A 25,068-nucleotide genomic window follows, 5' to 3' on the forward strand; every position below is an offset into this window, starting at 1 on the left:
GATTAAGTCTCAAAAAGCAGCATTCAAAAGGGTGTTGCTTTATTATTTGAGTCTGAAATATTTAATAAGTGCTATAAGGGAAACGAATGCCCAGACTGCTTCCAGGATAATGAAAGGCAGGTAATCCATAAGAACAGAGGCAAGGCAGGCCATTGCTGCTCCAATTAGGTTCAATAGTATAAAGGCGGGACTTTCGTTGGTGATCATCTTGCTTACATTAAGAATATAAGCAAGTAAGATCTGGAATACTCCCGCGAAACCTATCCAGTCAACTAAATTCATGGTTTTAGAAATTTGGATAGTTCACAGGAAATTGTAGTAATTTGAATTTATTCTAAAGATCGGGGATCTCCTTGAATTTTCCATTTTTCAAGTGCCCGAGTACGATCACCTCTTTGCTTTCCTTATATTCTTCAATGGCTAGCTTAAGCTGTTCTTTAGTATCACGGTGTATCTTAACACCACTTTTTTGATTCTTATTCCGGACCTCTATATAGTATCCGTCTCTTAATTCTTTCGGTTTTGTTGATGGCCTTCCCATAGTTATCTTTTTTTACCTCCGTGTGCAATATAAATCCTTATTTCGGAAATATTTAGAATTAAATATATTGAATATAAAAAAAAGGGCAAGATACGAATGCTTTTTTTAATCTTAGTGGAAAAAGTTCGATAGTATTAAACCTATAATTTCTAGATATCCATTTACTGTCTGCTGTTGATGTAAGAGGCCAGCTATGTCTTTTCAATGTGGTAAGTTTTTGAGAATTCACGCTTACTTATAGCTCTGAAATGATTTTAATATTCTGAAAATCAATAATTTGAATTCTTATTTCCTGAAAAAATTTTTGGAGCAATGAACTAATTAAAGTAAATTCATTTAACATTCTGAACTTCAATAAGTTGTAGTGTTATACACTAATCTCTGATCAAAAAATATTATGAAAAAGATCTTTACTCTCCTCTTGTTCTTATTGCTTTCTCAATTTACTCTCGGTCAGAATTCAGATTCTTTAAAAATTGAACTTTCGCCTTATTCCAGTTTTCGTGGTCATTTTGAAGTTTATAATGAGGAGGTCGAGATACAGGAAAACGCTTCAAGAATTGGGTTTGAGATCTCAGTTTATAAAAAAGATCTTAGGTTTTTCGCCGGGGTAGAATTAGGAATCAATCTTTTTAGAAGCAATCAAAGATTTAATACAGATGCTAATACCAGCAGCGGATTTCTGGCCATAGATAATACGCAGCAAACCCAGGTTTTTGGAAACAGGCTGGGTTTCATTGGGGTTGATTTTGGAAAATTTGGAATGGTCTCTATAGGAAAGCAATGGAGCGTTTATTATGATATAACTGGATATACAGATAAATTCAATGTTTTTGGAGGCCAGGGAAGTGCTACCTATGTGGCCAATTCTGATGGTGGGGAAACAGGAACTGGAAGAGCCTCACAATCCCTAATATACAGGAATAACTTTGGAAACTTTTATACGGCAGCACAGTTTCAATTCCGGTCCACCAGTAATAATCATTTCCTTGATGGATTTGGACTTAGCGCGCAATATGAACTCCTAAAAGGACTTAGACTTGGAGCTGCTTATAACCGTAGTTATTTTCCAGACCTGATTATAGATAATACGCTGGGAATGGATGATCATCCGGAATATTATTCCTTCGGACTTAGTTTTATTAATGAAACCTGGAACATAGGCTTAGTATACGCCAATCAAACTAATGGAGACCTTACTGATCTATTGGTAGCAGAAGAACTGGTCGCTGGAGTTTATGATGCAAATGGTTTTGAAGCTTTTGTGAAATTCATAAAACCAAAATATTCTATAATTGCAGGATATAATCACTATGATCCAGATGTAAATGATCTTCCCATTAATGGTGATTTTAATACCCGTGATCTGATTTTTGGTGCAGAATTCAAGCCTACAAAAAGAGCATATTTATATGGAGAATATAGGGTCGCAAGCGGCGATACCAGAGTGGGTATAAGTGAAATAGATGTTTTAACTCTCGGAATTCGTATAGATCTCAGCAATTCCTACAGCAAATATTTCTAAGAATTTTTTTCAGGTTTAAGCCATGTTTCCAATTTCAAGTTTCTTAACTACAAATACTTTCTCCAGAACATAATAAACCCGGGATTTTTTCCCGGGTTTAGATCATCTACCAAATTTATAATACTCCAGATATTGATGTGGTTCATTATTTAAGATTGGTAAAATACAATCCATGGCCATCACGCTAAATGTGATCCCGTTGCCTCCAAAGCCAAGAATATAGGATTCATTTTTCTGAAGGTTTGGTTTTCCAATATATGGGAGCCCGTCTTTGGTTTCGCCAAATGTACCCGCCCAGGAATAATCTGGGATATAGTCAATTTCGGGAAAGGTTTTTTTGAACGCCTTGAGCAGTGCTTTTTCCTTTTTAGGTAATAAAGCGTCTCTACCTTTAGCATTTTTAAAGTTTTCGTCTCCGCCACCCATAATGATCCGGTTATCAGCGGTAGCTCTAAAATAGAGATAAGGTTCTTCGGTATTCCAGAATATATGATCTTTAAATCCTGTAGGAATTTTCTTGAAGGTTTCACTGGCCATAGCATAGGTGCTTTTCAGTTTAACCACATCTTCCTTCAGGGTTTTTGTACTTTCATAACCGGTGCAGTGGATCACATGTTCTGTTTTAATGCTAATGTTTGAGTTGGTTACTAATTCCATCCCGTCTTCAGTGTTTTTAAATTCCACGATCTCGGTTCTATCAAAAATTCTAAGTCCTTTCTCCGTACAATAATTTAATAGGTCCTTGGAGAGCTCGTAAGGATCCATCACCGCTCCAGACTTAGATCTAATTCCTAGTAATCCCTTCTGGATGCCCAGTTTTTGCAATTCATTATTCTCCAGTAATTCCACTTCAAAACCATGTTCTTTTCTAGCTTCGAATTCTTTCCTGATGAAATCCATATCAGATTTTCGTGAAGTGAAGTAAACGCTTTTCTTTTTCTGGAATTCGCAATCACTATTTATTCTCTTCACGATCTTCTCAAGGTCAAATATGGCTTTTTCGCAATTCTTATAACTGCTTACCGCATTGGTTATGCCTACTTTTTCTATAAGCAGATGCAAAGGTTCATCAATTTCATACTGGAGCATAGCGGTACTAGCGGCACTGCTGCCGTTGAAGACATCTCTTCGTTCCACCATTACCACCTTAAAACCTTCATTAACCAGTTTATAGGCGATTTAGGCACCAGTTATCCCACCACCAATAATTACAACCGTTGAAGTTATATTTTCCTGTAGGGAAGGATAACTTTTTCCCAGGCTGTTCTTTATAAGCCAGTAAGGCTCGTTGGATCTAATATCCATTGCTATAGCGTGTATATCTGTGCGCCATAAGCAGGAAGATTGATCTTTCCTGTCCAGGAGTTGTTATCTGTTTCTATTTCTTCCTTGCTCATACCCGGCACTTCCAGATCAGACAGATTCTCATCATAACCTTTCCAGGTACTGTTAAACCTAAGCTTCCAGTGAATATCTTCGTCAATGCCTATTCCGTAATCTTCGTAATCCTGATGGCTAAAATTCAGCACCACTAGCACCGGTTCAGGGTTTTCGCCATGATTTAATCGTTTATAGGCCAGAACTTTTGTTTCCTGATTTTGATGAACGATCTGTGTTTCCTGTCCTCTTAATCCTGCAGACATTCCGTATTCACCAGTTCTAAGCTTTATGAGGTCTGTAGTTAACTTATGTATCCCCTGTAGCTTTTCGAATTTTTCCCAGTCCAGACCTTCGTGATCTTTGAAATATTCATCCTCTAGAAATTCCTGCCCCTGGAAGATCATAGGTATTCCTGGAGAAGTTGTGACCAGGACTAATCCCAGGATCGCTCTTTTTTTAGCAAAAGCACTTTCAGCATCCCCGGGATGTATCTCTTCAGGCACACGGGCTTTGCCATTCGCTACTTCATCATGAGATTCTGTATAGATCACCCTGCAAAAAGCGTCATCGCTGTAGCGATAGGTAATGGCTTCCACAATACTCTCCAGGTTTCGGTCCTCATCTTCAGGGGTGATCAAAGCTTCACGTACGGGATGAACAAATTTCATATCCCACTGGGTTCCATAACCAATTCCGCTATGTTCTGGATCATTGGTCATGATATCATCTCCTTTAAGATCTTCGGCGATGGTTAAAACATTTGGGTATTTACTTCTTATTTCTGAATTAATATCCCGCATAAGAATGATGCCTTCAAGGATCTCTGTATCAAAACCTAAACCTCCCCCTTCATAACGTATGTAAGAAGTGGCGTCCATCCGTAAACCATCACAATGGTATTTTTCAAGCCACATTAGTGCGTTGTCCCTTAAATACTGTCGTACTTCGGGACGGCCATAATCGGGGCGGGTATCACCCCAGGGTGTTTCGCTCCGGTGATCATTATAAAAATAAATACCTCCTTTACCATTTTCGCTCCAGCCATCAAATTGCCATAGGTCTACGTCTGAAGGTCCCAGGTGATTGTATACCACATCCATGATAATACCAATCCCAAGTTTATGAGCTTCTTTCACAAGCCTGAATAAACCTTGCGGGCCACCATAATCCTGCTCAATTGCAAATGGATGTGCGGGGTTATATCCCCAGGAAATTCCTCCTGCGAACTCCGCTACCGGTAAAAGTTCGATACAATTTATCCCCAGCTCTTTTAGATAAGGTAGTTTTTCTATCACCTCTTCAAATGTTCCTACCTGGTCCGGGTTTTTTCTGAAAAAGGTTCCTACGTGTAGTTCATAGATCACTAGTGAGTTCCATGCCGGCAAAGTATAATTGTCATCTTCCCAATCGAATTCCATTTTTCTGATGATCGAATTGCCATTAGAATTAGTCACCTCAAAGGCGTAGGGGTCATTACGATGAAAGCTGTCTTTCCCATTCTTAATATGGTATTTATATTGATGACCTTCTTTGGCGGACTCTGAGGTCCCCGCCCAGTAACCATTTTCCTCTTTTTCCAATGGAAAAGAATTTGCATTCCATTCATTAAAATCTCCTATAACATATACCTCATCGGCATGAGGAGCCCAAACCCTGAAGGTGGTATGAGTGTCTTCAACTATAGAACCCATCCCCGGGGATGGAGCAATAGCAAGCTTAATTTGATCTACATTTCTCATTTCAATTTTTTTATAAAAACCATGAAAATTACCTCAGGATTGAATGCTAAAATTTTATTTGTGAGGAAATTAACTCAGAATCTATTTGGATTCTTAAAAAGGTAAATGGTGATCTTATTTCTACTAAGTGAGACTCATGTTTTGGAAAGATCCAGGTATGTCTGAATAGATATTTTTCAAAAACTGAAAAAATTAGATTTCAGGGTGGTAGTTGAAATCTGAATATTTCGAATTAATTGTTTCCATAGCCACTATAATAGAAAAGAAATTATTAATTTTTAGGAAAATTTAAGATCATGGCAGAATTAACAATAACGATCAATGGAAAAAAGCAGACTTTGGATGTAGATTCAAATACTCCATTGCTTTGGGTTTTAAGAGACCATCTCAAAATGGTTGGAACAAAATATGGCTGCGGTATTGCCCAATGCGGAGCCTGTACTGTACATTTTAATGGTTCTGCTGTAAGATCATGTCAGTTACCAGTTTCATCTGCTGCAGGTAATGAGATCACGACTATTGAAGGACTTTCTGAAAATGGGGATCATCCGGTTCAAAAGGCCTGGCTGGAACATGATGTTCCCCAGTGTGGTTATTGCCAGGCGGGGCAGATCATGACGGCTACGGCTTTGCTTAAAAAGAATCCGAGTCCCAGCGATGAAGAAATTGAAAATGCCATGAACGGAAATATTTGCCGCTGCGGAACCTATACCAGAATTAAGGCTGCTATCAAAACAGCTTCAGATTCTCAAATAGCCTAATCTTTAGTTGAATTTAAATCGAGAAAAATGACAAAAGTAAAAACAGGAATAGGCAGAAGGTCTTTCATAAAAAGCGTTTCTTTTGCCAGTGGTGGATTGATCATCGGTTTCAACTGGCTGGCATGTAAACGACCTGAAGAAGAAGGTTCTGAAGAAATGGCTATGCAAATGCCAGATGAGTGGTTCGAACTTAACGGTTATCTGAAGATCGGGGATAATGGAATAGTAACTATCTATTCTCCAAATCCTGAAATTGGTCAGAACGTAAAAACTTCCATGCCCATGATCGTGGCTGAGGAACTTGACGTGGATTGGAATAATGTCATCGTAGAGCAGGCACCCTTAAATACTGATATTTTCACCAGGCAGCTTGCCGGTGGTAGTCAGTCTATCCGTCAGGGATGGGAATCTTTGAGAACAGCTGGAGCGACAGCCAGACAAATGCTACTTACTGCTGCAGCTAAACAATGGGAAGTTCCGGTTTCTGAACTTTCTGTCGAAAATGGTATTATAAAGCACAAGGGAAGTGATAAAACTATGGGTTATGGCGAGATCGCCAAAGCTGCCGCCCAGGTTGAAGTTCCGGAAGAAGTGGAATTAAAGGATAACGATAATTTCAAAATAATAGGGACTTCCCGAAAGAATGTAGACGCGAAGAAAATTGTGACCGGGGAGCCTCTTTATGGCCTGGATACTTATAAAGACGGAATGCTCATCGCGATGTTGTTACAACCACCTGCATTCGGGATGGAATTCAAATCAATGGATGCCGAAAAGGTAAAAGAAATGCCCGGTATAGTTGACGTTTTTACCATAGACACCTATCCGGAAGATATGGAAAAAGAATGGAGCGATGTGGCAGCCTTTTCAAAACTGGTTGTGGTGGTAGGTGAGTCTACCTGGCAGGTAATGCAGGCTAAGAAAGAATTAAAGGTAGAATGGGACCTGAATCCAAAATTGACCGAACAGATACAGATCCTGGAGAAATCTGCAGGAATGGCCGGTGCTACCGGACTTGAAAGCAGTGATATCCATAATACTCTTATGGCTGAGGTTGGTGAGAAAAAATCTGAGGTAGTAAGAAAAGATGGTGAACCGGAAAAAGCATTTAAAAATGCGGCCCGGGTTATCGAACGTTCTTATACTTGCCCGTTCCTTGCGCATAATTGCATGGAACCAATGAACTTTTTTGCAGATGTTACAGATAAAAAGGCCTTATTGTTAGGACCTATTCAAACTCCTGAATATGCTGAAAAGAGTGTAAATAAACGCCTTGGCTTCGATCTTGAAGATATCGATATACAGATGACGAGAATGGGAGGTGGTTTTGGCCGTAGACTTTATGGTCACTTCCTGGTGGAAGCTGCCGTGATCTCTCAGAAAATGGGAAAACCGATCAAACTGGTTTATTCCCGTGAAGATGATATGACCAATGGGGTATATCGCCCGGCTTACCATGTGAAATATCGTGCGGCGCTGGATGCGAACAATAAACTAACTGCTTTTCATGTAAATGCCGGAGGAATTCCGGAAAGCCCGCTTTTCGCCAATCGTTTCCCCGCAGGAGCTGTTGATAATTATCTTGCAGAAAGCTGGAGTCTTGAATCAAATATTTCAACAGGAGCTTTCAGAGCTCCACGTTCTAATTTCATTGCTGGGGCAGAACAGTCGTTTTTAGATGAACTGGCAGAGGAAATGGGGCAGGACCCAATTCAGTTTAGACTGGATATGCTAAAAAGAGCAGAATCAGATCCTGTAGGTGAAGAGAATGATTACGATCCTAAAAGATACGCCGGTGTATTAAAGGTCGCCAGGGAAAAATCTGGATGGAATAATGGAAGTTCTTCTCAAAGTCGAGGAGTTTCGGCATACTATTGTCATAATTCTTACGTGGCGCAAATCCTTGACCTGACTCTAGAAAAAAATGAACCTTTAATAGATAAGGTCACCTGTGTGGTAGACTGCGGAATCGTGGTGAATCCAGATGCCGCTAAAAATATGGTGGAAGGTGGAACGGTTGATGGAATTGGTCATGCGCTTTATAGCGAAATGACCTTTAAAGATGGAGCACCGCAAAAAAGTAATTTTGACACTTATAATTTAATACGTCATAAGCAGGCGCCGAAAAAGATCGACGTGCATTTTATAGATAATGGTATAGATCCTACCGGCCTGGGAGAGCCGCCATTTCCACCCGTTCAGGGAGCTTTGGCTAATGCTCTTTATAAGGCGACCGGAAAGAGATTCTATAAACAACCTTTTATCAATGAATTGAAAAATGCGGGTAGCGATTTGAAAACCTAATAGATCCTTTCAATTATGAAAAAGATCAAAGTTAAATGCTGGGTTGAAGATGAAGGAGAGAAGTTTTATGGCCCCGGCCCTAATGAACTTTTGAAAAGGATACAGGAAGAAGGATCTCTTTCCAGGGCGGCTACTAAGATGGGAATGTCTTATAAAAAAGCCTGGGAATTGGTTCAGAGGTTGAATCAGCATGCTGAAGTACCTTTGGTTATACTGAAAAAAGGAGGCCAGCACGGTGGAGGAGCTGAGGTTACTCCGGATGGCTTGGAAATAACGAGAGAGTTTGAGAATTTGCAGAGAAAGATCGATGAACTGGTAGAACAGCAAACCGATCTGATCAAAGTTTTAAAATAAAAATCTAAGGCTTTGGAAATTCCTGAGCCTTTAATTTTAAATTGCGATATATACGTATATACATAACGCTTAAATGGCAGTAAAAAAGAAAATATACCTGGATTATAATGCAACCACACCAGCTGATCAACGGGTGGTTGAAGCGATGTTACCTTATTTTACCGAGAAATTCGGGAATGCCAGTAGCGATCATGTTTATGGCTGGGATAGTAATGAAGCGGTAGAAAATTCCAGGGAACAGATCGCAAGATTGATTAACAGCAAACCAACTGGCATCACTATTACTTCAGGCGCTACGGAAGCAGCAAATCTGGCACTATTCGGATTTTGTAAATCGAATCGATCAAAAGGTAAACACATTATCTCCTGTAGAACAGAGCATAAAGCCATTCTGGATACTTTAAAAGCTCTGGAAAATGATGGTTTTGAAGTGACTTATCTGGATGTGGATTCTGATGGAAATATTGATCTTGGTGAACTGGAAAGTTCTATTACTTCAGAAACGATCCTGGTTTGCCTCATGCTGGCAAATAATGAAACTGGCCTAATTCATCCCATGCAGGATATAGAAAAAATTGTTCATTCAAAAGGGGTGAAGCTAATGAGTGACATTACCCAGGCAGTGGGTAAAATACCTGTTGATCTCAAAGCTCTGGATCTTGATATAGCGATCTTCTCTTCTCATAAGATCTACGGACCAAAAGGCGTTGGAGCATTATATATCAACAAGAAAAATAAGATCGAAATTGAACCTCAGGTTTTTGGAGGGGGACAGGAAAAAGGAATGCGTCCGGGAACTTTGAATGTTCCGGGTATCGCAGGATTTGGAAAGGCTGCCGAAATTGCTTTTTCTGAAATGGAAAAAGAGTCGACAAGGATCTCTAAACTTAGAGATAAACTGGAAGGACTTTTAATGGAATCAGGTTCTTGTAAAATCAATTCCAGGACTTCTGATCGGTTACCAAATACGACCAATATCTCCTTTGAGAATATTGACGGGAACCAACTTATCAGAAAATTGAATAGCCTGGCGGTTTCACGTGGGTCGGCCTGTACAGCTAATACTATTGAACCTTCCCATGTTTTAAAAGCCATGGGCTTAAGCGATGAACAGGCATTATCCTCTTTACGCATTAGTTTAGGAAGAAATACAAGCCTTTCAGATATCGAATTCGCAGCCGAAGAAATAAAAAATACCGTGAACCAGTTAAAAAGAGCAGTGGTATGAGAGAACTGGATGCCATTATAAATCAATATGAACTTCTGAAAAATGAAGGGACGCAAAGCGTTCTGGCTACCGTGGTTCATGTGGAGGGATCATCCTACCGTAGAGCCGGTGCCCGAATGCTGGTTGATGAATTCGGGAATATAACCGGAGCGATAAGTGGTGGATGCCTGGAGGGAGATGCACTTAGAAAGGCACTGCACGCCTTGCACCAACAGAAAAATAAACTTATCACTTATGATACAAGTGATGAAGATGATGCGATAATTGGAGCCCAGTTGGGTTGCAACGGCATCATCCAGGTGCTTTTTGAACCTTTAGATTATCAGGATCAAATGAATCCCTGTGAATTGCTGAAAAAGGTGATTGCTCAAAAAGATCCTTTGGCAATTGTCGTTCAGTTCAATCTGGATAAAACCAAAGAGCAGTATGGAACTTCCCTGATAATTGATGAAAAATCAACTTTTTGGGGTAAGAAACCGGAACAAGAATTACTGGAACAAATTCTGGAACAATCTCAATTGGTTTTAAAGGAAAACCGATCGGTTTTTGCGGAGTTATCATTAGATAATGAGGCGAGTCAAATTTTTATTCAGAATTATCAGCCTCCGGTAAAACTTATTATTGTTGGAGCCGGGAATGATGCCCAGATCCTTGCACAACAAGCCGATCTGCTAGGCTGGGATGTGATCGTGACCGATGGCAGGCCCACTCACGCTAATAAAGAACGATTTACCAGTTCCTGCCAGGTGATCGTTTCAAAACCCGGGGAAACACTAGAAAATATAGAAATAGATCAGCGAAGTTGTTTTGTGCTGATGAGCCATAATTATAATTACGATCTCGCAGTTTTAAAACTATTGCTTGATGAACAGAAGATACCTTACATCGGGATCCTTGGTCCATTAAAGAAATATCAGAGAATGCTGGATGATCTCAAGGAGGGAGGATTTGAATTAAAAGATGAGATTCTGAAAAAGATCCATGCTCCGGTAGGACTGGAAATTGGAGCGGAAACACCGGCAGAGATAGGATTATCGATCTTATCTGAAATTCAATCGGTGTTAACAGGAAAAAGTGCCAGACCACTTAAGGAGAAGTCTACACCAATACATGAAAAAAGTAATTCTCAGTTTAAGGAAATAAAGATTTGAAGAATTATAAAAAAATAGGAGTTGTGATTCTTGCTGCCGGTTCTTCGAGTCGGCTGGGGTACCCTAAACAATTGGTGGAGTTCAAAGGGAAACCAATGCTGCAACATATTATAGATGTGGCAGATTCTTTTGAATTTGAAACTAAAGTGCTGTTGGTTGGTGCTAATTCAGAAGAAATAAAAAGCACGATCGAACCGAAAAATTTCGAAATCCTTTTTAATAAAAACTGGCAGGAAGGAATGGCTTCAAGTATCAGGGCAGGTCTGGAGAGGTCTCTGGAAAAGGAAAAAGATTTGGAATATTTACTTATCCTGCTCTCAGATCAACCGTTTTTGAGTAGGGAACGAATTGAAGCCTTGATAAAGGAACAATTAGCCACAAATAGTGAGGCTACTTTTTCAGAATATGACGGAGAGGTTGGTGTTCCTGCGATTTTTTCAAGTTCTGTATTCCCGTATTTGAAAGAATTGAAAGGAGATCACGGAGCTAAAAAACTGGTCTATGATAAGAAAATCCAGTTCCGGACGGTAAAATTTGAAAAAGGGAATTTTGATGTGGATACTAAAGAAGATGTGGAATTATTAAAGAAGCTAGAGAAAGAATGAAAGTGACTGTAAAATATTTTGGAATGATCGCTGAATCTACTGGTAGAACCGAAGAGGTTCTGGAAGTTGCTTCGGGAACTTCCTCTATAGAGCTGAAAGATCAACAGGTACGGAAATACCAGATTCAGGATCCTGAATCTGTACAGCTGGCGGTGAATCAGAATTTAGATAACAAAGTAGAATTAAATGAAGGCGATGAGGTAGCATTTTTGCCGCCATTCGCAGGAGGATAATGAGATACGACCGACAAATAAAATTAGATGAGGTTGGAGTTTCCGGTCAGGAAAAACTCCGCAATGCCAGTGTACTTATTATTGGAGTAGGCGGCTTAGGCTGTCCTGCCGCGCAATATCTCGTTGGCGCAGGAATTGGCAGGCTCGGGCTTATCGATCACGACCGGATTTCGCTTTCAAATCTTCATCGGCAGTTATTGTTTACAGAGGAGGATCTGGGAAAATCAAAAGCTGTGGTGGCAAAACAAAAACTTCAGCAGATCAATTCAGAAGTAGAAATTGATGTTTTTGAAGAACCTTTAAGTATAGATAATGCGAAAAACTTGTTTCAGCTTTATGATATCATCCTTGATGGCACAGATAATTTTGAAACAAAATATTTGATCAATGATGCCTGTATACTAACGGAAAAACCTTGGGTCTACGCTTCGATCTATAAAAATGAAGGCCAGCTTTCAGTATTCAATTATGAGGAGGGACCTTCTTACCGATGCCTTTTTCCGAAGACCACCAGGCAGAATATAAGTTGTGAAGCAACAGGAGTACTTGGCGTTACCCCGGGGATCCTGGGAACCATGCAGGCCGCTGAAGTTTTAAAAATGGTACTTGATGCCGGAAATGTACTTTCGGGGAAATTGAAACTGATCAATATTCTATCAGGACAAGATCAACTATTAAATATTTCAAAGCGAGTAGAAGAGATCGAAAAGATCAAAAGGGGAGGAATCATTCCTGTGAGGATAGAATGCAAAATTTCTGACGAGTCAAAGCTTTACCTGGATATCCGGGAAATATTCGAACAACCAAGGGTCAATTCTGGGAAAGTACTTCAAATTCCGCTTAGTGAGCTGGAAGACCGTTTAGAAGAAATTCCGAAGCAGGAAGAGGTACTGGTTTTTTGCCAGTCTGGAAAAAGAAGCAAGAAAGTAGTGGATTTATTAAAAGCACAATTCGAATTCAATAATCTTATAAATGTTGAAGGAGGAGTAGAAACAATAATTGATGGATAAGAAAAAAACGAAAAAAGTATTTGTACAGGGCGCCATTCCGCCGGAAAAGATCGCTAACTCCATTGCGAATCATCAGTCCAAAACTAATATTGGAGCACATAGTATTTTTCTGGGCCAGATCAGGGCAGATGAAATTGATGGAAAAACAGTAAGCGTCATAAATTATTCAGCCTATGAAGAAATGGCTGAAAATGTTTTTCATGAGATCAGGGAAGCGGCATTTTCGAGATTCGACATTACCTGTGCGCATATTTATCATAGCCTGGGTGAAGTGAAAACTGGCGAAATTTGTCTTTTCGTTTTCACTTCTTCGGCACACAGAAAGGTTGCTATAGAGGCCTGTAACTATTTTGTAGAAGAAATTAAGGCCAATGTGCCCATTTTCGGAAAAGAGATTTTTGAAGATGAAACTCATCAATGGAAAGTGAATAAATAGATGGTTGATATAACGCATAAGATAACTACGCTTCGGGAAGCCACTGCCATTGCTGTGGTACGGACTTCAAGCGAGGAGACGATTAAAGCGATCAGGGAAAATAAAGTTCCGAAAGGGAATGTCTTTGAAATGGCTAAAGCCGCGGGATTACTGGGAGTGAAGAAAACGCCGGAGTTGCTTCCCGACTGTCATCCGCTGCCTATCGAGTATACCGGAATTGAATACGAAATTAACGGACTTGAGATACAGATCTCGGTTACAGTTAAGACGATCTACAAGACCGGGGTTGAGGTGGAGGCCATGCATGGCGCCAGTATTGTAGCGCTTACGATGTATGATATGCTGAAACCTATCGATAAAAATGTGGAGATCGGGACCATCCGGCTTCAGAATAAAAAAGGTGGAAAATCATCTTTTAAGATCAACTCTGAAGGTTTAAATGCAAAAATCGTGGTGTGTTCAGATACCATTTCAAAAGGCCAGGGAGAAGATAAAGCTGGCAAGGCGATCGCTTCAAAACTGAAAGAACAGGGAATTGAATCTGAAATCATCATTATTCCCGATGAATCTGAAGAAATACGATCGGCTTTGAAAAATGCAAAAGCTGATATGGTCATTTTTACAGGAGGAACAGGAGTAGGCCCGCGTGATGTAACACCGGAAACCATAGAATCTCTCCTCGATCTTAAGTTAAAAGGGGTAGAGGAGCAAATGAGGAATTATGGCCAGCAGCGGATGCCATATGCAATGTTATCAAGGTCTGTAGCCGGGATAATGGACGGAAAAGTGGTGCTGGCATTGCCAGGCTCAACCAAAGGAGCAGCAGAATGCATGGATGCGATATTTCCGCATGTATTGCACGTTTTTAAAGTGATAGAAGGAAAGAGACATGATTGAAGAAAAGAAGAAAATAGTAGATAATTTTGGACGGCCGCATACCTATCTCAGGATTTCCCTGACCGACAGGTGCAATCTTCGTTGCTTTTACTGCATGCCGGAAGAAGGGATCGAACTCATGGAGAAATCTAATATCATAACTCTGGAAGAGATCATTGATCTGGCGAGGACATTCCGTGACCTGGGGGTGGATACGATCCGACTCACCGGCGGGGAGCCTTTAGTTCGGAAGAATTTCGGCTACCTGGTAGAGGAACTCGCAAAACTGGGCGTTACTTTAAAGATCACCACCAACGGGATCATGCTGGATAAATATCTGGATCTTTTTCAGAAAATAGGCTTAAAAAAGATTAATCTCAGCCTGGATACCCTGGATAAAGCAAAGTCGGTGTTTATTACCAAACGGGATTATTTTGACCGGATCTGGAGGAATATTCAGCAGGCTTTAGAGATGGATATGGAAGTCAAAATGAATATTGTTCTTATTAAAGGTGTTAATGACAACGAGATCAATGATTTTATAGAGCTTACCAAAAATAAAAAGCTTACGGTCAAGTTCATTGAGTTTATGCCGTTTAAGGGCAATAAGTGGGACTGGAGCAAAGGTGTTTCGGAACAGGAAATTCTTGATATAGTTTCTGAAAAATTCGGAAAAATTGAGGAATTGAAAAACCCGAAACATAGTACATCTAATAATTTTAAGGTGGAAGGGCATACGGGAAGTTTCTCGATCGTGAGTACTATTACCAATCCTTTCTGTTCTGAGTGCAATAGAATTCGGGTTACGGCCGACGGGAAAATGAAGAACTGCCTTTTTGCTAATTCTGAAACCGATCTACTTACTCCACTTAGAAATGGTGAGGAGATGGACAATATTATCATTAACGCGATCAAAACCAAGAAATATTCCCGTGATGGAATGGATGTGAAAATGGATCCCGAGCATTACGAAAAGAACAGGTCAATGATATCAATAGGAGGCTAATGGTAACAATCGAAGTAGCTTTAAAGATCATTCAGGATCAATCTGTAAAACTAAAAACCGAGAACCGGCATCTTGAGGATTGTCTCGGATTTTCCCTTTCCGAAAATATAACTGCTCCATTTGATATGCCTTCATTCGACAATTCCGCGATGGATGGTTATGCTTTCTGTGGCATACATAAAGAATATAAAATTGTAGGGGAAGTCGCTGCCGGCGATATGAGCGAGATAGCATTGAAAGAAGGGGAGGCCGTTCGCATTTTTACCGGGGCAAAAGTTCCGGAAAAAACTACCGCAGTGATAATGCAGGAAAAGGTCTCTGTTCATGGAGATAAACTACTTCTGGAGACAGAACCAAAAGAAGGACAGTGTATTCGCAGAAAAGAAGAAGAATTAAAGGCAGGTCAGCTTGTTTTTGAGAAAGGCTACAGCATTACTCCAGCAGGTATCGGTTTGATTGGAAGCCTGGGAATCGAAAAGGTTGAGGTCTTTAAAAAGCCGGTCATTAATTTAATTACTACCGGGAATGAATTGATAAAGCCCGGAAAGCCAAAAGCCGAAGGCCAGATATATGAATCCAATAGCTATGCCCTCGCTGCTGCCTGTAAGAATTTCGGTTTTCACTGTCAGGATAAGAAACAGATCGAAGATGATTTTGAAGCTATAAAATCAGGAATTAAAGAATCTCTGGAAACTACCGATGTACTCATCCTTTCGGGTGGAATTTCGGTTGGGGATTATGATTTCGTAAAACAGGCGCTGGAAGAAAATGGGGTAAAGGAACAGTTCTATAAAGTTTTCCAGAAACCGGGAAAACCGCTGTATTTTGGAAAGAAAGGAGATAAGTTTGTATTTGCCTTACCGGGAAATCCTGCATCTTCACTTAGTTGTTTTTATGTTTATGTGCTGCCTTTTCTTTACCAGTTAAGCGGATCAGATAAAAAGGGACTCGACCGATATTCCTTTGCAATCTCCCATGATTTTGAAAACAGAGGAGACCGGCCTTCATTTTTAAAGGCTAAAGTGAGTGATTCTAAGGTAGAAATTTTGAATGGGCAAGGCTCCTCGATGATACAATCGATGGCGCTTGGGAATGCCCTCGCATTTCTGGACGCCGAAACCTCGGTTAAAAAAGGGGATCTTATAGAATGTCTTCTAATTTCATAATATGTCCTTAGAATACCTCCCGTTAATCTTTTTCTTTATTGCATTATTCTATAGTTCTGTTGGTTTCGGAGGCGGGTCCAGTTACCTGGCAATTCTTAGTCTTGTCATAACCGATTTCTACGAAATACGCTCTACAGCACTTATCCTGAATATTTGTGTGGTTACGATTGGCACCATCATTTATATTAAAAACGGAGTTTTAAAACCAAAACTAATATGGCCATTTTTTGTTCTAAGTATTCCAATGGCGTATTTGGGAGCTATGGTAAAACTTTCTCAAACCGTATTTTTTCTGATCCTTGGAAGTGCCCTGGTCTTGGCCGGGATTTTTATGAGCTTAAGATTTGTAAAAGGCAAACTTGAATCCCAGGAGTTCTCTAAACCTAAGAAATTCATTCTCGGAGGAAGCATTGGTCTATTGTCAGGAATTTCAGGAATTGGTGGAGGTATTTTTCTCTCGCCAGTATTAAATCTTCTGAAATGGAAAGATCCCAGGATCATTGCTTCCCTGGCTTCGGTATTTATCCTGGTGAATTCGTTAGCCGGACTCATTGGACTCAACGTTGCCGGAACTTTTTACCTGGATTATCAGCTTGTAATAAAACTCATTGTCGCAGTAGTACTTGGCGGAAGCCTGGGATCATACCTTTCCACTAAAAAATTCAATCTGAAATTTCTGGGAATTCTGACCGCCATTCTTGTTTTCTACGTCGGTTTAAGGCTTATACTTTTAAAGGGGTTCGGCATAAGCATATAATTTCCAGTCCTTTAAAATCTTTAGGGTTTGAATATTAAGTAGATTTTTAACGCATTATTTCTAAATATTCTTCCTGATTAACATAATACTAACTCTTTACAAGATTTTAATCTTTAATTTTAGGAACCTACTTACTTCCCTAATACATTTTTTATGAAAGATATTGATAAATGGAAAAAGAATGCTGATCTAGATAATCTCAGCGATGATGAAAAAATGATCCTTGATGAAATGGGGTTGAGTGGGAGTTCCCGGAGAAAATTCTTGAAACAGGTTTCTGCAGCCAGTTTAAGTATCTGGGCTTCTTCATATTTCACTTCAGAATTATTCGCCAGCAATATGAAAGATCTTCCAGATAATCCACAAATACTACTTAACGAAATCAAAGTGAATCTAAGGGTAAATGAAATGGTAAAACCATTGACACTAGACTCCAGAATGAGTCTGCTTGATGCGTTAAGAGAAAGACTAGCCCTAACCGGGACAAAAAAGGGATGTGATCATGGCCAGTGTGGTGCGTGCACGGTAATAATCGACGGAAAGAGGAATCTTTCCTGTTTAACTTTAGCGGCAACCTGCGAGGGTAAGGAGATCACTACCGTGGAAGGCCTTGCAAAAAATGGAGAAATGCACCCAATGCAGGAAGCCTTTTTAAAGCATGACGGATTCCAGTGTGGTTATTGTACTCCAGGACAGATCTGTTCTTCAGTAGCCTTATTAGAGGAAGCTAAAAATGGAGAAGCCAGTTATGTGACTGAAGATCTCAAAAAAATAGAGGAAAATTTAAGCCTTTCGGAGGAAGAGATCAGGGAAAGAATGTCTGGTAATATATGCCGTTGCGGTGCCTATAATAATATTGTTCAGGCCTTTAAAGAGGTAAATTCCGGAAATGATGAGATGCCAACCTGGGAGTTCGCTACCCAGGAACAAATGGACAAAGCTAAAAAAGCCTAGACCTTAGAATTTAAATTTAATTGAACTGAACATGAGACCATTCACCTATACAAGTGCAACAAATAAGGAACAGGCGCTAAAGGCTACCACTAAAACTTCGCACTATCTCGCCGGAGGTACTAACCTGGTAGACCTAATGAAAGAAGATGTAGAGCGGCCAGACCAGTTAATAGACGTAAACAAGCTTGATTATAAAAAGATCACTAAGAACGATAAGGGAGGTTTGACACTGGGAGCAATGCTTAGTAATTCTGAGACTGCAAATCATCCCGACATTAGGAAGCAATATCCACTACTTAGTATGGCGATGCTTTCTGCAGCTACTGCCCAGATAAGGAATATGGCGAGTAATGGCGGAAACCTATTACAGCGCACGCGTTGTCCGTATTTTTTCGAGACTTCCATGCCTTGTAATAAAAGGCAACCCGGCTCTGGATGTGGAGCTTTGGAGGGGATGAATTCCCTGCACGCTATTTTTGGTTATAGTGATAGTTGTATTGCTACCAATCCTTCAGATATGTGTGTAGCTCTGGCTGCACTGGGGGCCACGGTTGAAGTCGAGCAACCCGTAGGTTCATCCAGAATGATAGAATTTACAGATTTTCATCGTTTACCGGGAGATAAGCCCGAGAAGGACACTAATCTTGAAGAGGGCGAATTAATTACGGCTATTCACCTTACCGAACCTGTGTTTGCAGATCACTATTATTATTTAAAGATCCGGGAGCGATCCAGTTATGCTTTTGCTTTGATTTCGGTTGCAGCCGGACTTCAGGTAAAAAGCGGAACTATCACTAAGGTAGGATTAGCCATGGGGGGTGTTGCACATAAGCCTTGGAAACTTTATGATTCTGAAGAATTTCTGAAAGGGAAAAAACCTAGCCAGTCCAACTTTGAGCAGGCGGCAGAGATCGCACTGAAAGACGCCAAACCATTTGAAGCTAATAAATGGAAAGTAGATATGGGTAAAAAAGCGATCGTAAGAGCACTTACCCAGGCATTCGAAAGAGAAGTATAGTCCAACCTCAAAATCAAAAATATTATTATGAAGACAGTTAAAGCATCGGGAGTTGGGCAAGCCATAGATAGAGTAGAAGGCCATCTTAAAGTTACAGGAAAGGCTAAATATGCTTCTGAATTTCCAGTGGAAAATAAGGTTTTTGCGCAGGGTATCAATAGTACGATCGCCAAAGGAGAGATCGTATCTATAGATACTTCCGAAGCCGAAAAACTAGACGGGGTTCTAAAAGTAATTACCTATAAGAATGCCGAAAAGCTGAAGACATTCGATAAGGAAATGACTGCTATTGCTACAGATACTATTGCTCCTGTTTTACAGAGCAACAAAGTGAATTATTATGGTGAATATGTAGGATTAGTGGTAGCAGAAACTTTTGAACAGGCACAATATGCGGCCCGTTTAGTGAAATTTGAATATAAGAAAGATCCTTCTGCCGTAATCAAATTTGAGGAATCGAGATCTAAAGCCTATACTCCCGATAATGGTTCTAATTATTCGCGTGGGGATATGCAGAGAGGCCTTTCTGAAGCTGATGTGGTGGTAGAGCAAACTTACAACACACCAATTGAGCATCATCATCCTATGGAACTACATGCGATTATCGCCTCATGGGATAATGGAAAGGTAATGGCCTATGCGAGTCAGCAGATGGTGGACGATGCAACGATCGCTATTTCTTCTACTTTTCAAATTCCAAAGAAGGATGTGCGGGTAGTTTCAGCATTTGTTGGTGGAGGCTTTGGGTCTAAACTGAACCTGGAACGCCATGCGATACTGGCGGTGATGGCGGCCAAAATGGTAGGCAGGCCAGTACAGGTTACGGTTACCAGGACGCAAATGTTTACCAACACAGGTATGCGCCAGCAAAATGAGCAAAAGATGCGAATTGGGGCTAAAAATGATGGTACGCTAACTGCGCTTTCTCATGAAACTCTCTCCCACACCTCTACAAACATGGAATACCAGGAGCCCTGCGGAATGGTTTCAAAAATGCTTTATAAAGTGCCCAATAACGAGGTGACCTATAAGCTGATTCCCATGAATATTCAAACGCCTTTTGCGATGAGAGCACCGGGAGAAGCCACGGGAAGTTTTGCCCTGGAATCTGCAATGGATGAAATGGCCTGGAAACTGAAAATGGACCCGATCGATTTTCGAATAAAAAATGATACACAAACAGATCTTCATGAGAACAGACCTTTTTCATCTAGACTTCTGGTGGAATGCTTAAGGATTGGTGCAGAGAAATTCGGCTGGGAAGATCGAAAGATGGAGCCCGGAACGAACAAAAAAGGCAACTGGCTTATTGGCTATGGTGTGAGTGCTGCTTCCAGAAATTCACCATATCAAAAAACATACTCCAAAGTGATCCTGGACCTTGAAGATGATGAGAAAGTGCATGCGACCATTCAGATGGACGGGACAGATATAGGTACCGGAAGTTATACAATTATCGCGCAAACCGCTTCAGAATATTTAAATATACCGGTTGAACAGGTAAGTGTTGAGCTGGGAGATTCCAACTTCCCGGTAACTCCGGGTTCCGGTGGATCCTGGGGAGCAGCTTCCTATTGTAATGGAGCTAGAGCTGCCTGTGAAAATGCTGTAAAAGGTTTAAAAGATAACAGAAATATTCCTCAGGAAGAAGAAGTAGCCCTTGCTGAACTCCTGAAAAGAAATCAGATCAAAACCTTTGAAGCTGAGGGAATGGCAGAACCATCTAAAGAATTTGAGGAATATTCGGTCTTTTCTTTCGGCGCTAACTTTTGTGAAGTTTGGGTAGATAAGGATACAGGAATGTACAGGATCAAAAGGATGGTGAACGTAGGTTCAGCAGGAAAAATTCTGAATCCTAAAACTGCCTACGGGCAGATCATTGGTGGTCTTACCATGGGTGCAGGAATGGTGATTGCTGAAAAAACACAGGTGGAGCCTAATTTCGGGAATTTTATTACCAGATCTTTTGCAGATTATCATGTTCCGGTAAACCTGGATATGGCTAATATAGATGTGGTATTTCTACCTGAGGAAGATAAGATTGCGAACAAAATGGGCATCAAAGGGATTGGCGAATTAGGTATTACCAGTGTGGCAGCTTCTATTGCTAACGCGATATTCAACGCAACAGGAAAAAGAATGCGTGACCTGCCTATAACTCCGGAGAAATTAATTGAAGCCGAAGTGGAAGAGGGTGTTTCATTATCCTAAGTTGGGCTTCAGTACTTGAACTAATTTTTGGTGAAAGGTATTTTTAGTATTCTATTTTTTTAAATCTAAGGATGAAACTGGCGGTCATAAAATACAGGGTTTTCAAATTGATATTCTTAATTATCATTTCATTTTCATTAATCTATTGTCAGGAGAAAAAAGAAAAAGAAAATGTAAAGGAAACTGCCAAAGTTGAAGAACCTTCAGAAAATGAAAGGTCCAAAAAGGCTGTTCCAGATTATTATACTAGCGGAATTCCGGTATATGAGAAGTTTGAAGATTTTGAGCCTATTTTAAATATTCAAAACGATACCACCTATGTTATCAATTTCTGGGCTACCTGGTGTAAACCCTGTATCAAGGAACTCCCGCATTTTAAAGATCTGGATTCAATTTATAAGGACAAAAAAATGAAGGTCGTTCTGGTTAGTTTAGACTTTCCAAAAGATGTTGACACCAAACTTGTATCATTTGTAAAGGAAAATCAAATTGAAGATAAGGTGGTTGTCCTACTGGATGGTAAGTACAATGACTGGATAGATAAGGTTTCTCCGGAATGGTCTGGTGCTATTCCAGCCACCTATATTTTTAACCAGGATAGTAATGATTTATTCCAGGGCGCTTTTGAAAACACAAGTGAACTTGTTGAGGTTATTGAACCATTTTTATAAACTAAATACATCTAATTATGAAAAAGACATTTTTGCTAATAGCTGCCGCTTTATTACTGATGTCCTTTATCGGTTATGAAATCTCTGATAGATCAAATGTTCCAGGGATAGAGATAGGAGATAAGGCACCCGAATTTAAACTTAAGAACATCGACGGCAAGTTCTATTCTTTCGACAATATTAAAGACGCAAACGGAAAAACTCCTAAAGGTTACATTGTTGTGTTCACCTGTAATACCTGTCCTTATGCCATAGCGAATGAGCAGCGTCTTATTGAACTTCACAACAATTATGCTTCCAAGGGATATCCTGTGGTCGCTATCCAGCCGAATGACCCTTCAGTTCAGCCGGGGGACAGTTTTGCGGCCATGAAAGAAAATGCCAGTGAAAAGGGCTTTCCTTTTTTATATCTTTTTGATGAAGGGCAGGAGGTGTATCCTAAATATGGCGCTACCAAGACGCCTGAGGTATATTTAATAGATTCAAAAAGGATCCTGCGGTATCATGGAGCGATAGATGATAGTCCGCGGGATGAGTCTGGCGTAAGTCAGAAATTTGTTGAGGAAGCCATAAAAGCAATAGAAGCCGGGAAAGATCCGGACAACAGAACTACCAAGGCCGTGGGCTGTAGTATTAAAACAGCTTAGTTATAATAAATAAAAAAAGGATCAGGCAGGTTTCATTTTAAAAATGTTACCTGCTTTTTATTTCAATACTAAAGGAATTTTCTATTCATCCTGACCATTTTCGACTTCATTAATTGCTTTTATTGAATAGATCTTATCAACTATATTCAGATCGATCTGATAAAAGCCTTCAGTAACAGGAATATCCTTGCCAAAGAAAAGCGCCTTCCCATTATAGGAATCTGTTGCACCCCAATTTTGGTTCCAGCTATTTCCATTTCTGAATTTTAGAACTCCATCCTTTAGTTGAATTTTAATCTGCCAGATCTGCTTATTTACATCTATTAGATGCATGGGTGTGGATTTTTCCCAGCCATCTGGTAAAGCAGTACCTAAAATTCCAATATTTGAAAAATTTAAATTTATATCAGAATTATAGTCGTTGAAATATTCCATGAGTGCTTTGGTCTCATTTACTCTGTAACCGATCATGAATATTAAATTGTCGGTTTGATTTAGAATCGATTTTAAAATAAATTTATACTCTTCATCTGCTCTTATCTGTTTGCCAATTTGAATTTCCTGGATTGTGATCTTATCATTGAACTGTGTATTGAGAATAAAATCATCATTATATAATTCCAATCTCGGATAATACGGGAAGTTGTATTTACTGAACAATTCATTCAGGAATTTTGTTCGTTCTTTTTTCAAGTTATTGTCCCATTCGGTCCAGATGGAATAATAAGAGGTAGTTTGATTTACCAGGATACTTTGTTTAGGATCAATAATATTCTCCTGAGCTTTGGCAATTATAGACGGACTGTTCGTCTCATAAAAAAGAAAGGATGAATTGAGGTATACTAAGAGATAGGGAATTTCCTTATCGGTTACCTGCAGATCATCATTCATTTCCAGCGCTACGATATTTCTTTGCTTCATCAAACCTTCAAGAGTATATTCATACCAGCTATATTCACAATAAAGGTTGGTGTAGATCTGAGATATTGCCGTATTAAAATTAGCTGTTTTATCTCTTTCGATACTTTTCTCATTAAGATTGAGGGCAATCAGGATTCCAATGATTATAAGAAGGATCTCGCCTAAGGCATAGGCCACGTATTTTCTTAGCTTATCTTTTTTAATACTTAAAGCTCTGAGATTTTTGAATACTCTACTCATGTGCCAGCCTATTTGAACAAATGTTTGTTAATAGCTTAAAATGCAGGTAAGGGAGATAGTAAAAGTGGCGTATTCAAGTTTAATGCATGGTTAAGTTAAATAAATTTCTGCCAACTTAGCCGATTCCAAATCTTATTCTTAACCTTAATCTGAATAATCACAGGAGTCGTCATTATATTAAAATCAATGGTTTATGAGTTCTGGAATAATCTTATGATAATAATGATCAAACCTGCCAGGAAGATCGAAGTAAATATCAGCTTATTATTTTTCGCCAGCCAGTTGGGAAGGAAAATATCAAAATTATCCTTTTGAGAGTTGGAGTATTTGCGAGCTATCAAGGTTAGAGGGCAAAATTTATTAAAGATCATTAATACAATACCTTCTCCTATGACCAATCCTACCCCTATCCAGGTGAACGTTGTAATTTTATTGAATATCCCGGAATATAAGATGTAGAAGATCACCAGGACGAAAAACATCCAGATAATGGTATGGATCAGTTTAATAATCAGAAGTTTGTTTTCCTTTGTCTTTATCGTCACATTACCTCCTTTAAAACATTAATCTATTAGGCTTTAATAGGTGAGACCTGGTTTTTTATGTAAATAGGTATCATTCTTTAACTGTTTAATCATAAAATCTGCGACATCTGCACGAGAAATTTTCCTGGTGAAAATGTAATGACCTTGATTTTCTCCATGTTTATATTTGCCTGTTCTTCTTCCGCTCACAAAGTGACCGGGTCGCACGATGGTCCAATCTAAATTACTTTCCTCAATTATTTTTTCCTGATTGGATTTATCAGAAAAATAGAAGTAGAGGATAAATGGGATTAAAAACAGGGTGTAGTATAGGCCTAACTTAAATTTGCTGTCGTTGATTCCCAGGGAAGTAATGCAAATAAATCTTTTGATATTTTGTCTTTTCATTTCAGCGATGATATTCTTGGTGCCTTCAGAAAGTATGCTGGTCTTGATGATAAATTTTTTATGCCCTAAAGCAGATAAAACTGCTTCTTGGCCTTTAAACGCATCACCGAAAGTCTCTGGTTTCAATACATCTCCCTTTTTTAATATGAGGTGAGAATGATTTAATTCAATTTTTTGTGGATTACGTGCTAGCGCAGTAACCAAATATCCCTTTTCGATGCTTTGTTTAATAAGTTCCTTTCCAGTTTTACCCGTTCCCCCGATAATTAGAATATTCACGGTGATCGAAATTTAAATGTTATAAGATCCACAATTGAAGAAACAATTTCCTGATAAATTTAGGATTAAAGCAGATGTCTAAAAATAAGTAACAAACCTTAAAATTGGTTTATTCTTATTTCT

Annotated in this window: 27 protein-coding genes; 19 read left to right on the forward strand and 8 right to left on the reverse strand. The window is 39.5% G+C overall.

Features of this window, described 5'->3' with window-relative positions:
* Positions 1–42: 42 nt before the first annotated feature.
* The gene (locus tag G3I01_RS11450) at positions 43–282 is read right to left on the reverse strand and encodes a hypothetical protein (protein WP_219547986.1); all 240 of its coding nucleotides are present in this window, start codon (positions 280–282) and stop codon (positions 43–45) included.
* 52 nt (positions 283–334) lie between these two features.
* Positions 335–541: a hypothetical protein gene (locus tag G3I01_RS11455; RefSeq protein WP_108173122.1), complete on the reverse strand. Its 207-nt coding sequence runs from the start codon at positions 539–541 to the stop codon at positions 335–337.
* Positions 542–938: 397 nt separating this feature from the next.
* On the opposite strand from G3I01_RS11455, the gene G3I01_RS11460 reads away from it, so the two are divergent.
* Complete coding sequence (locus G3I01_RS11460) at positions 939–2,066, forward strand: porin (RefSeq protein ID WP_219547988.1); 1,128 nt, start codon at positions 939–941, stop codon at positions 2,064–2,066.
* A 102-nt stretch (positions 2,067–2,168) separates the two neighbouring features.
* Here G3I01_RS11460 and G3I01_RS11465 read toward each other — a convergent pair whose 3' ends face one another.
* Genes G3I01_RS11465 through G3I01_RS11470 form a run of 3 tightly spaced genes read right to left on the reverse strand, consistent with a single transcriptional unit; the run spans position 2,169 to position 5,185 of the window.
* Positions 2,169–3,245: an FAD-dependent oxidoreductase gene (locus G3I01_RS11465; protein WP_347709010.1), complete on the reverse strand. Its 1,077-nt coding sequence runs from the start codon at positions 3,243–3,245 to the stop codon at positions 2,169–2,171.
* Positions 3,246–3,371, reverse strand: a complete 126-nt coding sequence (locus G3I01_RS17120; RefSeq protein ID WP_257710570.1) for a glycerol-3-phosphate dehydrogenase/oxidase — start codon at positions 3,369–3,371, stop codon at positions 3,246–3,248.
* A 2-nt stretch (positions 3,372–3,373) separates the two neighbouring features.
* The gene (locus tag G3I01_RS11470; RefSeq protein ID WP_219547990.1) at positions 3,374–5,185 is read right to left on the reverse strand and encodes an alpha-amylase family glycosyl hydrolase; all 1,812 of its coding nucleotides are present in this window, start codon (positions 5,183–5,185) and stop codon (positions 3,374–3,376) included.
* A 296-nt stretch (positions 5,186–5,481) separates the two neighbouring features.
* Here G3I01_RS11470 and G3I01_RS11475 point away from each other — a divergent pair, with 296 nt between their 5' ends.
* The 18 genes from G3I01_RS11475 (at position 5,482) to G3I01_RS11560 (ending at position 22,573) form a co-directional block, all read left to right on the forward strand.
* On the forward strand, positions 5,482–5,946 hold the full coding sequence (locus G3I01_RS11475; RefSeq protein WP_219547992.1) for a (2Fe-2S)-binding protein: 465 nt from the start codon (positions 5,482–5,484) through the stop codon (positions 5,944–5,946).
* 27 nt (positions 5,947–5,973) lie between these two features.
* Positions 5,974–8,250: a molybdopterin cofactor-binding domain-containing protein gene (locus G3I01_RS11480; RefSeq protein WP_219547994.1), complete on the forward strand. Its 2,277-nt coding sequence runs from the start codon at positions 5,974–5,976 to the stop codon at positions 8,248–8,250.
* 15 nt (positions 8,251–8,265) lie between these two features.
* Positions 8,266–8,604, forward strand: a complete 339-nt coding sequence (locus tag G3I01_RS11485) for a winged helix-turn-helix domain-containing protein (protein ID WP_219547996.1) — start codon at positions 8,266–8,268, stop codon at positions 8,602–8,604.
* A gap of 73 nt (positions 8,605–8,677) precedes the next feature.
* Positions 8,678–9,832, forward strand: coding sequence for a cysteine desulfurase family protein (locus G3I01_RS11490; protein WP_219547998.1), 1,155 nt, complete (start codon positions 8,678–8,680; stop codon positions 9,830–9,832).
* Positions 9,829–10,983, forward strand: coding sequence for an XdhC/CoxI family protein (locus G3I01_RS11495; RefSeq protein WP_219548000.1), 1,155 nt, complete (start codon positions 9,829–9,831; stop codon positions 10,981–10,983). Before G3I01_RS11490 ends, G3I01_RS11495 begins: the two co-directional genes overlap by 4 nt.
* Positions 10,980–11,588, forward strand: a complete 609-nt coding sequence (locus G3I01_RS11500) for a nucleotidyltransferase family protein (RefSeq protein WP_219548002.1) — start codon at positions 10,980–10,982, stop codon at positions 11,586–11,588. Before G3I01_RS11495 ends, G3I01_RS11500 begins: the two co-directional genes overlap by 4 nt.
* A complete protein-coding gene (locus G3I01_RS11505; RefSeq protein WP_219548004.1) occupies positions 11,585–11,821 on the forward strand; it encodes a MoaD/ThiS family protein in 237 nt (78 codons plus the stop codon). The genes G3I01_RS11500 and G3I01_RS11505 overlap by 4 nt, the downstream gene beginning before the upstream one ends.
* Positions 11,821–12,831, forward strand: a complete 1,011-nt coding sequence (locus G3I01_RS11510; protein WP_219548006.1) for a HesA/MoeB/ThiF family protein — start codon at positions 11,821–11,823, stop codon at positions 12,829–12,831. Before G3I01_RS11505 ends, G3I01_RS11510 begins: the two co-directional genes overlap by 1 nt.
* Complete coding sequence (locus G3I01_RS11515; protein ID WP_219548008.1) at positions 12,824–13,267, forward strand: molybdenum cofactor biosynthesis protein MoaE; 444 nt, start codon at positions 12,824–12,826, stop codon at positions 13,265–13,267. The genes G3I01_RS11510 and G3I01_RS11515 overlap by 8 nt, the downstream gene beginning before the upstream one ends.
* A complete protein-coding gene (gene moaCB / locus G3I01_RS11520; protein ID WP_219548010.1) occupies positions 13,268–14,164 on the forward strand; it encodes a bifunctional molybdenum cofactor biosynthesis protein MoaC/MoaB in 897 nt (298 codons plus the stop codon).
* Positions 14,157–15,149, forward strand: coding sequence for a GTP 3',8-cyclase MoaA (gene moaA / locus G3I01_RS11525; protein WP_219548012.1), 993 nt, complete (start codon positions 14,157–14,159; stop codon positions 15,147–15,149). Before moaCB ends, moaA begins: the two co-directional genes overlap by 8 nt.
* Positions 15,149–16,315: a gephyrin-like molybdotransferase Glp gene (gene glp, locus G3I01_RS11530; protein ID WP_219548014.1), complete on the forward strand. Its 1,167-nt coding sequence runs from the start codon at positions 15,149–15,151 to the stop codon at positions 16,313–16,315. The genes moaA and glp overlap by 1 nt, the downstream gene beginning before the upstream one ends.
* A 1-nt stretch (position 16,316) precedes the next feature.
* A complete protein-coding gene (locus G3I01_RS11535; protein WP_219548017.1) occupies positions 16,317–17,072 on the forward strand; it encodes a sulfite exporter TauE/SafE family protein in 756 nt (251 codons plus the stop codon).
* 153 nt (positions 17,073–17,225) lie between these two features.
* Complete coding sequence (locus G3I01_RS11540) at positions 17,226–18,026, forward strand: 2Fe-2S iron-sulfur cluster-binding protein (RefSeq protein ID WP_219548019.1); 801 nt, start codon at positions 17,226–17,228, stop codon at positions 18,024–18,026.
* A 31-nt stretch (positions 18,027–18,057) separates the two neighbouring features.
* Positions 18,058–19,044: a xanthine dehydrogenase family protein subunit M gene (locus tag G3I01_RS11545; RefSeq protein WP_219548021.1), complete on the forward strand. Its 987-nt coding sequence runs from the start codon at positions 18,058–18,060 to the stop codon at positions 19,042–19,044.
* Positions 19,045–19,071: 27 nt separating this feature from the next.
* Positions 19,072–21,255 carry a xanthine dehydrogenase family protein molybdopterin-binding subunit gene (locus G3I01_RS11550; RefSeq protein ID WP_219548023.1) on the forward strand — a complete coding sequence of 728 codons (2,184 nt, stop codon included), beginning with the start codon at positions 19,072–19,074 and terminating at the stop codon, positions 21,253–21,255.
* A gap of 71 nt (positions 21,256–21,326) precedes the next feature.
* Positions 21,327–21,926 (forward strand): TlpA disulfide reductase family protein, encoded by a 600-nt coding sequence (locus G3I01_RS11555; RefSeq protein WP_219548025.1) that lies wholly within the window; start codon positions 21,327–21,329, stop codon positions 21,924–21,926.
* 17 nt (positions 21,927–21,943) lie between these two features.
* Positions 21,944–22,573, forward strand: a complete 630-nt coding sequence (locus tag G3I01_RS11560) for a thioredoxin family protein (RefSeq protein WP_219548027.1) — start codon at positions 21,944–21,946, stop codon at positions 22,571–22,573.
* Between the two features lie 81 nt (positions 22,574–22,654).
* Here the strand turns inward: G3I01_RS11560 and G3I01_RS11565 are convergent, their stop codons facing one another.
* The 3 genes from G3I01_RS11565 to G3I01_RS11575 form a co-directional block, all read right to left on the reverse strand.
* Positions 22,655–23,734, reverse strand: a complete 1,080-nt coding sequence (locus G3I01_RS11565) for a hypothetical protein (protein ID WP_219548029.1) — start codon at positions 23,732–23,734, stop codon at positions 22,655–22,657.
* A gap of 191 nt (positions 23,735–23,925) precedes the next feature.
* Entirely contained in the window at positions 23,926–24,279 is a 354-nt protein-coding gene (locus G3I01_RS11570; RefSeq protein WP_257710571.1) for a hypothetical protein, read from the reverse strand.
* Between the two features lie 33 nt (positions 24,280–24,312).
* Positions 24,313–24,945: an SDR family oxidoreductase gene (locus tag G3I01_RS11575; protein WP_219548031.1), complete on the reverse strand. Its 633-nt coding sequence runs from the start codon at positions 24,943–24,945 to the stop codon at positions 24,313–24,315.
* Positions 24,946–25,068: the final 123 nt, after the last annotated feature.

The sequence above is a fragment of the Gramella sp. MT6 genome (assembly GCF_019357415.1).
Lineage (GTDB): Bacteria > Bacteroidota > Bacteroidia > Flavobacteriales > Flavobacteriaceae > Christiangramia.